Genomic DNA, 12,467 nt, shown 5'->3' with positions numbered 1-12,467 from the left:
CGGATTAGTTTTGCGCATTAGGGATCGACGCCCCCTTTGCTGGCCTTAAGCCAGGCGCAACTGTCGTCCCTTATAGGCGCGCAGGATTGTGCCCCCGATCGCCGTGCCCCAGATGATGATGGTCGCGATACCCAGAACAGCGGCAATGGGCCGCTCGAAAAAGCCAAGGAAATTGCCACTTGTGATAATCATCGACGTGGTAAAATTCCCCTCGACCAATGGTCCAAGCACAATGCCCAGAATGATCGGTGCAATCGCAAACCGCCGCGATTCAAGAACATAGGCGATAATGCCCAGCGCCAGCATGACGCCAACACCAAACATCGTGTTGTTGATCGAAAACGACCCGACCAGACAAAATAGCAGGATGGCCGCATTCAGCAGGGCGCGCGGCACTTCGAAAATCCAGCGGGCCGACCGCGCTGCCACATATCCCAGGGGCAGCATCAAAATATTGGCAACCACGAACACCAACAGCACCGCATAAAAGTTCTGCGGGTTGACGGTCAGCAATTGCGGTCCGGGATCCAGCCCTTTCATCACCAGAACGCCAACGGCAATCGCCGTGACTGCATCACCGGGAATACCGAACACCATGGCCGGAATCCAGGATGTGCTCAGAGCCGCGTTATTGGTCGCACTCGCCTCAACCAGCCCCTCAGGATGACCTGTACCGAATTTTTCTGGCGTCTTGGACGTCCGCTTGGCCAGCGAATAGGTCACCCAGGCGGCGAGATCTCCGCCCACGCCAGGCAATGCACCCAACAGGCTGCCAATCATTGAGCCGCGCAAATGGTTCTTGCGATATTGCCAGAGCACTTTCAGCGTGCCCTTGAACGGATTGCCGACATTCGCTTGCGCGACAGCTTTCGTGCCGTTGCGGCCCGCCCGCATGATCTCGGCCAGCGCGAACATGCCGATCATTGCAGGAATGAAACTGATACCACCCGACAGCTCGCTGAACCCGAAGGTAAAGCGTTGCGCGCCCATGAGCGGGTCTACACCGATCTGGGCAATAAACAGCCCCAGCAACAGCGACAAGGCGCCCTTGGCCATACCACCGGTTGAGATCAGCGCCGCACAGCTCAGCCCCAGAACCGCCAGCCAGAAATACTCAAAGCTGGAAAAGCTGAGCGCAAATTTTGCCAGCGCGGGTGCGGTGAACAACAGAAATACAAAACCGAACAATCCGCCGAGCATCGAGCCGATAACGCCAATACCAATGGCAAGCCCCGCCTTGCCCTGTTTCGCCATGCCATAGGAATCTTCAACATAGGCGGCAGAAGCCGGCGTACCGGGAATGCGCAGCAATGCACCGGGCAAATCACCCGCTGTGATCGCCATCGCGGTGCACGAAATGATCGCTGCAATAGCGGGAATTGGCGCCATATAGAATGTGACCGGCACCAAAAGCGCTGTGGCCATGGTTGCTGTCAGGCCGGGCAAGGCACCGACGAACAGCCCAAAAATCGATGCCGCGAGAATAACAAGCAGGGTCTCGACATTAAAGACCAGCCCCATAGCCAGAAGAAATGCGTCCATGATCTAACCCCAAATTCCCTGGGGCAACGGCACCCTGAACCCGAATGCAAATAGCGCATAGATCGTCAGCGAGACAATGGGGCTGAAAACAAGCGCCGCCCGCAATCGCCCGCCACCCAAAAGTACGATTGAAAACGTATAAAGCAGCGCGGTCGCCAAAAATCCGATGAGCGGCATCACCAGCAGGGCCGCCAGCGTCGCGCCAAGAATGCCAAACACGAAGGGTGTGAACAGGCCGCTCGGTTCCGATCCATCGGCGGCTTCCGCCCCCTCAGGAATAAGCGTCACATCATCTTCGGATACGAACCAGCTCTGTATCACAAGAACCACAGCAAACACGGCAATCGCGCCACCAGTCAGTGTGGGAAACAGCCCAGGGCCGACCGGCAGCCCGGGCACGGAACGGATACCTTGCGCCTGGATGAGAATGAGAACGCCCAGTGCCAGAAACACCAGTCCCAAAGCCATGTCCGGAAAATTCCGTGATCGCATATATCCACTCCTTCACGAAAAACCGCCCCCGATCGCCAAACGACCGGGGGCAGCAAGAGATATTATTGCGCCGTGATACCGGCTGAGCTGATTGCAGCGTCGAAGGCTTCCCCGCGCTTGCGCAGGTATTCTTCAAAATCGCTGCCGCCTTCCCAGACAACGCCATAGTTGCGGCTGTCCATGAATTCAGCAAATTCCGCGCTGTTCACGATCTCGTCGAGCGCTTCGGTGAGCGTGGCGACCACGTCGTCAGGCATGCCTTTCGGTCCGCCAAGACCGCGCCAGCCCGCAATTGCGAACTCAAGGCCAAGTGCGTCGGTGATCGGCGGCACATCAGGCTGCTTCGGATTGGCTTCGTTGCCCAGGTAACCGAGCGGACGGATTTCACCGGCGTCAACCAGCGACTGCGCTTCGGGGAACTGGGACACGGCAACATCGATTGCGCCCGAGGCCAGAAGCTGAAGCGAGGGCACAGCACCATCGGTGGGCACCCAGAAAGCCTTGTCAGCAGGTGCACCCAGCAGGTGGACCAGGCTGACCCATGACAAATGGTTCAAACCGCCAAAGCTGGCACCGCTGGCTTTAAGCGCTGCGGGATCCGCCTTGATCGCTTCCGCCAGTTCCTGCATCGACTGGAACTTGGAATCGGCACTGACAAAGATTGCGGACGGGTCAGCATTATAAAGACCGATCAGCGTGTAATCTTCATAAGTCATTTCAGCCGAACCAACCGGCTTGAACATCGACAGCTCAGTTGTGACGATGCCGAGTGTATAACCATCCGGATTGGCTTCCTTGATGGCCTCATGGCCGACAATACCGCCGCCGCCAGTGCGGTTATTGATGGTAATCGGCTGCCCAAGCTTTTCCTCGAGCATGGTCGCAATAATGCGACCGGTCGCATCCGTGCCACCACCGGCTGACCAAGGAATGATCAACTCGATCGGACGTTCCGGATACTGCGCCATGGCAGTGCCGGAGACCATAAGTGTCGCGGCGAACGCGAGCGCGAGATTCTTTACGACTTTCATCAAAGTCCTCCCTTAAGAGCTGGCAGGCTTGCCAGCAGATGATGCGATCAAACCAGATCGCGAGAAGTTATGCCACATTGTGGAACTAACATGCACGTGCTTTTGACGCAACAGGTTCGTTGCAATCGCATCTAAATGCACTTTTTGTCCATATACATTGCAGATATGTTGACAGTCACGGCTTTCTGGCAGTAAACACAAATCGGGATCATGTCCCACATTATGGAATTGGCTATTTCGCGAACTGGACTGCCCAGCACGACATTGCCATTGGCTGATTGAACGTGCAGGTCTACGTCTCTTGTCAGACGCACCTGCCTTTGGAGGAAAGAAATGTCGAACCCTATTGCCCAGTCCGTGCGTGAAACGCTCACTGGCATCCTGCCCCCGCTGTCGATGCCATTCGATGACGAGGGGAACCTGGTCAAAGGCGCTTTGAAAGCGCAGGTCGACTTTATGATCGACAGCGGTGTACGCGCTGTTGTTGTTGGCGGCTCGACCGGCGAGGGTCACACCCTGTCCTCGTCCGAATTTGTCGACGCGATGACCGAGGCTTACGAAGCAACCGATGGCCGCGTGCCGTTTATCGCCGGCCTGATTGTCCAGTCCACGCGCGAAGCAATTGAGCGCGTCAAGGCACTGGGCGACATGAAAATCGCCGCGCTTCAGGTAACCCCCGTCCACTATCTGTTCAAGCCGGACCTGGAAGCCACGATCGAACACTTCCGTGCCATCTGGGAAGCAACCCAGGTGCCGATCCTTATCTACAATGTCATTCCCTGGAATTATCTCAGCGCTGACGCGATGCTTGCCATTATGGAAGCCGTACCTGGCGTCGTTGGCATGAAGCAGTCCTCGGGCGATCTCAAATCCGTCTCCGATCTCCTGCTGCGTGCCAAGCCGGAAAATCTGGTTCTGAGCGGCATTGATGCCTTGCTCTATCCCGGCTTCGCGCTTGGTGCCCACGGCGCCATCAGCGCGCTGACCTGCGCTGTGCCCGGTGTTACCGTCAATCTCTATGAGGCTGTGCAACGCGGTGATCATGAAACGGCCAAGGACATTCACTTCAAGCTCAACGCCTTGTGGAATTCCATGCGGCACGACAACCTGCCCGCTTGCGTCAAATATGTGCAATCGCGCCAGGGTCTGCCCCTGTTCCAGCCGCGTGCCCCCATGGAGCGCGTGACCGAAGAGCAGAAAAAGCAGATCGATGCCGCGCTCGGCCCAGTGCTCGAACTGACCGACATTCGCGCCCGCTAAGGCCACGGCCAGCAAATTCGCCGGTCGCAATGTCTGCGGCCGGCCTCTGTCACAATCGGCCAATGGGAGGCTGCCATCAAAAAACTGATCAATGACCCCGCCAATTATGTCGAGGAAATGCTCGACGGCCTCTGCCTGGCCCATCCCGGACTGAAGCGCGTCGGTGAAGACCAGCGCACCATCGCCCGCAGCAGCGACATGCCAAAGGGCAAGGTCGGGCTGGTTTCCGGTGGTGGCTCCGGCCATTTGCCGCTGTTCACCGGCTATGTCGGCGAGGCGCTGCTTGATGCCTGCGCCATCGGCAATGTCTTTGAAGGCCCCACCATCAATTCCTGTCAGGACGCGATCGCCGCGGCCAATGGCGGCGCAGGCGTTCTTTGCCTGTTCGGCAATTACGGTGGCGACCGGATGAATTTTGAAATGGCCAGCGAGTTCGCCGAACTCGAGGGCATTACAACCCGCACGGTTCTTGGCACCGACGATATTGCCAGCGCGGGGCCAGACGAAGCCAGTAAGCGGCGCGGTGTCGCCGGGTTGATCTTTGCCTATAAAACTGCAGGCGCCAAAGCGGCTGCCGGCGCGGATCTCGATAGCGTTGCCGAAATCGCGCAAAAGACCGTCGACCGCACCCGCACCATCGGCGTGGCATTGTCCTCCTGCCAGATCCCCGGCGCTGCCGAGCCCAATTTCATCATTGGCGACAACGAAATTGAAATGGGCATGGGCATCCATGGCGAACCCGGCATCTGGCGCAGCCCGATCCGCCCCGCCGATGAGCTGGTCGACGAAATGATCGCCAAACTGCTCACCGAACGCCCCGACAACACCAGCCGCGTGGCCATTCTGGTCAACAGTCTCGGCGCCACCCCACTCGAGGAATTGTTCATTCTTTACCGGCGCGCCGCCGAACAGCTCAACACCGCCGGTCTGGAAATCGTCCGCCCGCTCATTGGCCCTTATGTGACCTCGATGGAAATGGGCGGTGCCTCGATCAGCCTTTGTTTCCTCGATGACGAAATTGAAGCGCTTCTTGCAGCGCCGGCTGATTGTCCGTTCTGGCGGGTGGGCTGAACCATGGCAATTACCCAACAAAGCCTTCAAACGGCGCTCACCCGCGCCAACACCCGCATGCAGACCCTCGGTGACACGCTCAACGCCGCCGACGCCAAACTGGGCGACGGCGATACCGGCACCATGCTGTCGCGACTGATCGGCACCTTCGCCGCTGTCGATATTGCCGAAACGCCGGACCTGGGTGCCGCGTTCATCGCGCTGGCCAAAGCGGGTACCAGCGCGACCGGATCGAGCCTTGGCACGCTGATCATTGGCGCGATGATGACATCGGGGAAATTCTGCGCGAACCAGCAGGCGCTCGACTGGGGTCAGCTGGCCCCAATGCTGCGCACTATCCGGGATGGTGCCATGGCCCGCGGCAAAGCCGAACTCGGCGCGAAAACCATTATTGACGCGCTCGATGCCCTGGCGATCAGCCTTGACGGCCTCAGCGACCCCGCCGAAATGGCCACCGCCGCCAATGCCGCAATGGAAGATGTTCTGAACACGTTCCGCAACCGCCCCTGCACCATGGGCCGTGCGCGCATGTTTGCCGAAAAAAGCATCGGCCTCGATGATCCGGGCATGCTCGCGCTCGCCGAACTTGTCTGGGCGGTGACGGGCGTTCACAGCGCATCTCCGGGTCGCACTTGAGGTAAACCGGTAAATAAATTAAGGGATTGGACGGCTTTTGCGGGCCAGGCCAATCGGCCAAACACAGCGCTGGGGCACACAGAATGACCGACAACGCCGCGACGACCAAGCCGGGCAAACCCGCGCAAAGCGACGGCAGCATCAAATCGCTGACCAAAATCGCGCGGATACTCGATTGCTTCACCGCCAACCAGCGCTCGCTCACCCTTGCCGAAATCTGCGCTGAGGCCGGATATCCGCGCTCGACCACCCACCGCCTGCTCACCGCCATGCGCGAGGTCGGCTTTATCGAGCAGGACCGCGAACGGGATTCCTATCGCCTTGGGCTGAAGCTTTTTGAACTGGGAAGCATTGCCCTTGCCAATCTCGAACTGCACCGAGAGGGGCACACGATCGTTGAATCGTTGCACCGGCTCACCAACCGCGCCGTCCATCTGGCGGTATTCGATGGTTTGCGCGCCGTCATCATCCAGCGCACCGAAGCCGACCCCAACCTGGCCAACACCATGGTCGAGAACTCTCCGGCCTATTGCACCAGCGTGGGCAAGGCGATCCTTGCATACCAGCCCGCCGATATTGTGCAGCGCGTGACAGATGCTGGCCTGAAACAATTCACGGAAACCACGATCACCGATCCGGCAAAATTCGCTGAAGAACTGGCGACAACCCGCGAGCGCGGCTTTGCCATCGATAATGGCGAGCATCAGCCGGGCCTGCGCTGCATCGGCGCACCGATTTACAATCAGTCTGGCAATGTCTTCGCCGCGATCAGCGTCAGCGCGCCGAGCTTTCAGATGCCACCCGCCGAAATCGACGAACTGAGCAAGGTCGTCACCTACCACGCGCACCTGATTTCCCAAAGATTGGGCTATGTTCGCTAGCTTGCGCATCTGCCCTCCCTTGGCATCGCTTCACATTGTGCAAAGGGCGGCCTGAACCGACCGCCCCCTCTTTCGCTTAAACCGGGCCGCCGCCGCCGACCGGCCAGATGTCACGCAACTTTTCACCGGCAAGAATCCGCTCACGACAGGCCGCTTCCGCCATCCCGTTCGCATCTGCTGCATCGGCAATCACCCCGACAAGATCCTGCGGGATCACCACCACGCCGGTCACATCGGCAAAGATCACATCGCCCGGACGCACTTTCACGCCGTCAATATCCAGATCGACCTGGTAATGTGCAGGCTCCATACGCCCCGATACGCCGACCGGGCTCATACCCTTGGCAAATAGCGGATAGTCCAGCTTGCGCACCTCGGCGAGGTCACGCACGGTACCGTTGACCACAGTGGCCGCGGCCCCCTTGGTCTTCGCCCCGCTCGTCATCAATTCACCCGTACCCGACCCCTCGGCGCAGGACGAATCGACCAGAAGAATGCCACCCTTCACCACGGCATCAATCGCACCATGATAAATGTCTTGCGGTTGGCCGGTGCGGGTACTGGGCTCATAGCGAACGGTCGAAACCGGCCCGCAAACCACCTGCCCTGGCTTCAAAATACCAAACTGGCTGATCCCCTTGAGGTAGCCATAGGGGCCGCGGCCATCAAGCACATCGTGGATGTCGCCCGAATACCATTGCGACAAGCGCGCAATCGCGGCCCAGTCTGTGTTGTTGTAGTCATATGCGGCCATTATGCGTTCTGCCCTTGATGCTTTGCGGCGGTGATCGCCTGTTGAAGATACGTCGTTGAATTGTCGATATGCTCGCGCAACAGCGTACGGCTGGCTTCTGCATCGCCACTGCGGATTGCCGCGCAAATCGCATGATGCTCGGCAACGCCCTCAGCCATTGTCTTGCTTGGCACCCGGCTGGTCAGCCGGATGACTTCGGTGATCAGCCCGTAAAGATTGTCATAGACCGTCGCCATGATCTCATTGCCCAGCGACTGCACCAGCGCCCGGTGAAAATCGGCATCCGCATTGGCATAGGCACTGAAATCGCTGGCCTCGGCCATCGCCTTGAGCGCTGAATCAACATCGTCGCTCAACTGCCCTTCCCCGCTCGCCAACCGGCCAACTGCCTCCAGCTCGAACATGCGGCGCACATCCATTAGCTGCACGAGATAGTCGGTATCCTTGGCAAAAAGGGAATGAACGGTCGAGGCAAGGGATTCAAGGAACTGCCCCACATCCTCACGCACCACCTCGGCGCGCTCGCCATGCCGGCGCAGCACCAGCCCTTTGGTCTCGAGAATCTGCAGCCCCTCGCGCACAGAACGAGTGCCCACACCAAACCGGCGCGCCAGATCCGCCTCGGAAGGCAACCTGTCACCGACCTGCAGGACGCCCGACAAGATCTCTGCCTCAATGGCCGAAACCACCGTGACATAAAGCTTGTTGCGTTCAGGGGCCACAGCCATCACCAGGCCGTAAACCCGCCGTCAACGACGACATTGGAACCGGTCATGTAAGACGAGGCTTCGGAGGCGAGAAACTGGACAACGCCGTTATACTCGTCTTTCTCGGCCTGACGGCGCATCGGCACGCGCTCAAGGAAATTATCGACAAATTCCTTGTCGAAACTGCCCGTTTTCACCCCACCAAACGAGATCAGGTTGCACCGGACATTCCTCTCGGCCCAGTAGGTCGCCACATAACGCGTCAGGTTGATCAGGCCGGATTTCGACGCCGCATAAGAGACAGCCTTGACGAAAGGCACACCATCACGCGCTTCGCGATAGGCATAAAGCGCCTGATTGGGCGACACCAGACCATAGATCGAGCCCACATTAATAATGCTGCCCCGGCCGGCTTCTGCCATCTTGGTGCCAATAACCTGACTGCACAGCATGACGCCGGTCAGGTTCACATCAATAATGTCATCCCAGTATTTCTGCGGGTAATCCTCAAAGGGCGCATTCTGGTCCGCCGCCCCATCGGGCTTGGAATCGATGCCCGCATTATTGACCAGAATATCGGGCGCACCCCAGTCGGCACACAATTTCTCGGTCGCCGCTTCCAGCGCTGCCTTGTCGGTCACGCTGGCCTCGTAAACGCGGATGCTGTCCGCGCAATCGGGAAAAAGTTCCTGCAATTGCTCAGCCGTCACCGGCCGGCGGCTGAAAATGGCAACCCTGGCACCAGCTTGCGCCAGTGACGCCGCAAATCCGCGCCCCAATTGCCCCAAACCTCCGGTTACAACCGCAACCTTACCCTCAACACTAAAAATGCTCGACATGAATTCCTACCGCTAAACTTCTGACATATGGCATATGACATAAGTTACCCCGACAAGGCAATCCCCCACCCGCCCAAAGCGCCGAAAGGCACAACCACTGGCGGGAAAGTCCAGATTTGCATCAAACTTTACATGAGTATTCACGACAGGTTTTCAGCTTGGCAGGCATTCTGTGTGCATCTGACAAAAGGATGGAACATGGCCAACCTGACACCACACATCGTTGCATTGCTCTGCACCTGCGGCGTCGTCAGTGCAGCAACGCCATCCAAAGCTGACCCGGCAATATCAGGGCACAGTTCCTTTGCCAGTTTGCAAGCACTGCCCGATCAGGAAGCGGAACACCTAGGCACAGGTCGATCTTTCATCATCATGCCGGGGGCAGAAAATTATATACCGGGTACCTGGCAACAACGCATGGGCGTCTTTGGAAGCATCAACCCCCAGACCGGCGATCTGGACTGCAAGGACATCAACGGCTCCGTGGAGATAACCGGCGCTGATATACACGGCCTCGATGCTGACAATGACGGCACCGGTTGCGAATGGAACTAAGGTTGCCACGCGGCCTAAGCGGCCGGACGCAACCATCCACGCGCTTAGGCCATCCCCCTTATCATTTACCAATCCGCGTCAACTGGACGCGGACAAAAACCTCGACAGCCCGGTTCTGGTCACATGTGAGGCGGGGATCGCAGGCATTTGGCCCAGAAAAAGGCAGCGTCACCAAATGACCTTCAAGCTGCCTGAAAGCCTGCTCTTTCGAGCCACATCCATCCCTTTGATGCCGCTTCATAACGCAAGCAACAGCAAATGGTTCCCCTCACATGAAGAAATTTTCCCGCATCGCCCTTGGTTTGGCCCTCGCAGCCACGCTGTCGACGTCGATCGTTCCAGCATCATTCGCCTCGACACCCGCTATCACAGGCACGGCCTCCTGGTACGGCCCCGGCTTCCATGGCCGGACAACAGCCAATGGTGAAAGCTATGACATGTACGCCATGACGGCGGCACACAAAACGCTCAAGTTCGGGACCAAGGTCAAGGTCACCAACAATGAAAACGGCAAGTCGGTACTCGTTCGCATAAATGACCGGGGCCCCTACATTGGCGGGCGCGTAATCGACCTGTCCAAAAGCGCCGCCAATGCAATCGACATGATCCGTCCCGGCACCGCCAAGGTGACCATAGAGGTTGTCGGATAACGGCGGCAGATCTTAGCAAAGCTGAATATTTTGGCGCTACAAGGCGATGCGCGCGGCTTCACAGCCCAGAAGGTCGGTCAAGGCGGCGCGGGATGGCGCGGCGGCGATATGAATGCGCCGCCACTTTGCCGCATCAAGCACCGCCGCGATCGCCGGGCTCATGACAAATGCCTCTATCCTTGCAAGGGACGGCACCAGATCGCTTTTTCTCACCAGCACACCGAATATTTCGGCAGTCCTTTTTGACATCAGAACAACGGCGCCGACTTTGTGGCGGCGCAAATGCTGTTCTGTTCCCGCCGACAATCGCGCTCTGGCCGTCGCCTCATAGACTATTACGCGTATCGCCTCATAGCCTTGTGATCGCAAGGCTGCCGCCATGTCGAGAGATAGATGCAAGCCACCAACATGCAGAATGGGCCCCGAACCGGGCGGCATTTTGCGCATCACAAGCCTGAGCAGGTCCACAGCCGTTCCATCGGCATGATAAACATTGATAAAGCCAAACCTCTTGAGACAGGCAGCTGTGGCTATACCAACAGCAAACACAGGCATTTCTCGAGGCGCATGAGGCACTTTCCCCAGTTCGAACGCACCATTGGCTGAGGTGACAACCAGCGCCGCCATACGAAACAGCGACTGGGTTGGCCATTCCACCGGCGTTATCTCCAGCACATCTTCATTGTGGGGCTGAAAGCCCATCGCCCCCAACTCGGTGTGCAAGGGTTCGTTGAGGCCTCTAGGCCTTGTTGTAAGTGTCAACATTGTCATTCGCTGCTAAAAAACCCGAAAAAGCTCCCCGCCGGGACGCATGCATCCGGCATATTGCCAAGTGCGTACCGGACGCGAATTCTCGCGTCCGGCCAAATTTATTTGCGTTTCGGTATTGAAGAGCCGGCATTGATTGCGCCGCCGACGCTATCAGGCGTCACCTCAGTCTTGCCGCTTCCCTTCTTCTTTTTTTTTGGCTGCAAACGTTGTTGATTGCCTTTTTTCTTGGCCATTTCGATCATTCCTCATTATCCGCCTCCCATGGAAGGCACAAACAAATCCCGTTAAACCGCATCCCTCAAATGCCGATGCGGTTTCATTCCCTGGTGACGCGGGCTTTGCCGTCGTCACCAGGGTTGGGATGGAATTTTTCTTCTCCGCTGACATGGCGCTTGCAATGCAGACAAGATCATCGCCGCACCTGCAATAATGGCGCGGCGCCTGCAAGCTGGCCAAAAGAGCCGGCAAGCGACAAAACACGCGTCAAATCTTCACGTGACCGCGCAGCCCGAATGTCGCCCAACAGGCCATCATCCTCCGCAAGCCTCGAACACGAAAGGATTGCGCGGCGCAATTCCCGTTGATCGCGCCGGTCGCCAACAATCGCAAACATCATATCCACCGGCACACCGTCCCGCGCATCAAAATCCACAGGTGCATGCAACAGCACAACCTGCAGCAATGGGCGGCCGCGCATCGGAAACATCGCCCGTGGAACCGCAACACCTTTCCCAATGGAGGTCGAACCCAATCTCTCACGCAGCATGAAATAAGTGGCGATCTCATCGCCCGTTGAATCGCCGCGCAAGCGCGCAATACGCTTGCCCAGGGCCCAGAAACTCGCCTTGCGTGACATTGAGGTTTTATCGATCGCAAAATCGATTTCAAACGACGCATCAACGACGGACATCGCGTGCCTCCTCGATGCCGCGGCCCTTCGGCGCAACGGCATGTACTTATATATTGGTGAATTGAATAAGCTGCGTTCCGGAGATCCCGCTCAGGATCTCCGGCTAAACATCCCGATCAGCGACAGCTGCCTTGTGATCGTGTGGATAATTGTTTTTGCTCATAACAGCGAGCCTAGCCTTAAAGCCCGACAAGTCAACTGCGCACTTATGCCGCGGCGTTTTCGCGCAACAAGATAAAAACTCAACTTGTTTAAAAATTTACTTGGCCTACATTTCAGACATGCCGAAAATCATGAGTAAATCAGCCTGCGCAAGGGCACCGATTACATCACTCGCCTCACCCCGGGGCGGGGTTATTTTGCACGGC

At 57.8% G+C, this 12,467-nt stretch carries 15 protein-coding genes; 6 read left to right on the top strand and 9 right to left on the bottom strand.

All coding sequences use genetic code 11. The features are described 5' to 3' along the window. Window positions 1–45 precede the first annotated feature (45 nt). The 3 genes from L1P08_RS13570 to L1P08_RS13560 all read right to left on the bottom strand — a co-directional run bounded on the left by L1P08_RS13570 (window position 46) and on the right by L1P08_RS13560 (window position 3,065). A complete protein-coding gene (locus L1P08_RS13570; protein WP_303617530.1) occupies window positions 46–1,542 on the bottom strand; it encodes a tripartite tricarboxylate transporter permease in 1,497 nt (498 codons plus the stop codon). A 3-nt stretch (window positions 1,543–1,545) separates the two neighbouring features. Next, on the bottom strand, window positions 1,546–2,034 hold the full coding sequence (locus L1P08_RS13565; protein ID WP_303617529.1) for a tripartite tricarboxylate transporter TctB family protein: 489 nt from the start codon (window positions 2,032–2,034) through the stop codon (window positions 1,546–1,548). A 62-nt stretch (window positions 2,035–2,096) separates the two neighbouring features. Next, window positions 2,097–3,065 carry a Bug family tripartite tricarboxylate transporter substrate binding protein gene (locus L1P08_RS13560; RefSeq protein WP_303617528.1) on the bottom strand — a complete coding sequence of 323 codons (969 nt, stop codon included), beginning with the start codon at window positions 3,063–3,065 and terminating at the stop codon, window positions 2,097–2,099. A 333-nt stretch (window positions 3,066–3,398) separates the two neighbouring features. Here L1P08_RS13560 and L1P08_RS13555 point away from each other — a divergent pair, with 333 nt between their 5' ends. The 4 genes from L1P08_RS13555 (at window position 3,399) to L1P08_RS13540 (ending at window position 6,913) form a co-directional block, all read left to right on the top strand. Continuing rightward, window positions 3,399–4,325, top strand: coding sequence for a dihydrodipicolinate synthase family protein (locus L1P08_RS13555; protein ID WP_303617527.1), 927 nt, complete (start codon window positions 3,399–3,401; stop codon window positions 4,323–4,325). Window positions 4,326–4,442: 117 nt separating this feature from the next. Further along, the gene (locus tag L1P08_RS13550) at window positions 4,443–5,396 is read left to right on the top strand and encodes a dihydroxyacetone kinase subunit DhaK (RefSeq protein WP_368077112.1); all 954 of its coding nucleotides are present in this window, start codon (window positions 4,443–4,445) and stop codon (window positions 5,394–5,396) included. Between the two features lie 3 nt (window positions 5,397–5,399). Next, window positions 5,400–6,032: a DAK2 domain-containing protein gene (locus tag L1P08_RS13545; protein WP_303617526.1), complete on the top strand. Its 633-nt coding sequence runs from the start codon at window positions 5,400–5,402 to the stop codon at window positions 6,030–6,032. A gap of 83 nt (window positions 6,033–6,115) precedes the next feature. Next, entirely contained in the window at window positions 6,116–6,913 is a 798-nt protein-coding gene (locus L1P08_RS13540) for an IclR family transcriptional regulator (protein ID WP_303617525.1), read from the top strand. A 76-nt stretch (window positions 6,914–6,989) separates the two neighbouring features. On the opposite strand, the gene L1P08_RS13535 is transcribed toward L1P08_RS13540, so the two are convergent. From L1P08_RS13535 to L1P08_RS13525, 3 genes are read right to left on the bottom strand one after another with little or no spacing between them, the layout of a single operon-like run. Continuing rightward, window positions 6,990–7,667 (bottom strand): RraA family protein, encoded by a 678-nt coding sequence (locus L1P08_RS13535; protein ID WP_303617524.1) that lies wholly within the window; start codon window positions 7,665–7,667, stop codon window positions 6,990–6,992. Beyond that, complete coding sequence (locus L1P08_RS13530) at window positions 7,667–8,389, bottom strand: FadR/GntR family transcriptional regulator (protein WP_303617523.1); 723 nt, start codon at window positions 8,387–8,389, stop codon at window positions 7,667–7,669. The genes L1P08_RS13535 and L1P08_RS13530 overlap by 1 nt, the downstream gene beginning before the upstream one ends. A 5-nt stretch (window positions 8,390–8,394) precedes the next feature. Then, window positions 8,395–9,213, bottom strand: a complete 819-nt coding sequence (locus L1P08_RS13525; RefSeq protein ID WP_303617522.1) for an SDR family oxidoreductase — start codon at window positions 9,211–9,213, stop codon at window positions 8,395–8,397. A 132-nt stretch (window positions 9,214–9,345) separates the two neighbouring features. Here L1P08_RS13525 and L1P08_RS13520 point away from each other — a divergent pair, with 132 nt between their 5' ends. Together L1P08_RS13520 and L1P08_RS13515 are read left to right on the top strand one after the other, a co-directional pair. Then, entirely contained in the window at window positions 9,346–9,768 is a 423-nt protein-coding gene (locus tag L1P08_RS13520; RefSeq protein ID WP_303617521.1) for a hypothetical protein, read from the top strand. Window positions 9,769–10,040: 272 nt separating this feature from the next. Beyond that, on the top strand, window positions 10,041–10,418 hold the full coding sequence (locus tag L1P08_RS13515) for a septal ring lytic transglycosylase RlpA family protein (protein ID WP_303617520.1): 378 nt from the start codon (window positions 10,041–10,043) through the stop codon (window positions 10,416–10,418). 36 nt (window positions 10,419–10,454) lie between these two features. On the opposite strand, the gene L1P08_RS13510 is transcribed toward L1P08_RS13515, so the two are convergent. The 3 genes from L1P08_RS13510 to L1P08_RS13500 all read right to left on the bottom strand — a co-directional run bounded on the left by L1P08_RS13510 (window position 10,455) and on the right by L1P08_RS13500 (window position 12,099). Next, window positions 10,455–11,183 (bottom strand): uroporphyrinogen-III synthase, encoded by a 729-nt coding sequence (locus tag L1P08_RS13510; RefSeq protein ID WP_303617519.1) that lies wholly within the window; start codon window positions 11,181–11,183, stop codon window positions 10,455–10,457. 104 nt (window positions 11,184–11,287) lie between these two features. Continuing rightward, the gene (locus tag L1P08_RS13505) at window positions 11,288–11,422 is read right to left on the bottom strand and encodes a hypothetical protein (protein ID WP_303617518.1); all 135 of its coding nucleotides are present in this window, start codon (window positions 11,420–11,422) and stop codon (window positions 11,288–11,290) included. A 176-nt stretch (window positions 11,423–11,598) separates the two neighbouring features. Continuing rightward, complete coding sequence (locus L1P08_RS13500; RefSeq protein WP_303617517.1) at window positions 11,599–12,099, bottom strand: PTS sugar transporter subunit IIA; 501 nt, start codon at window positions 12,097–12,099, stop codon at window positions 11,599–11,601. Between the last annotated feature and the right edge of the window lie 368 nt (window positions 12,100–12,467).

The sequence above is a fragment of the Mariluticola halotolerans genome (genome assembly GCF_021611515.1).
Lineage (GTDB): Bacteria > Pseudomonadota > Alphaproteobacteria > Rhizobiales > Devosiaceae > Mariluticola > Mariluticola halotolerans.
This window is presented reverse-complemented; position numbering and strand designations above follow the sequence as displayed.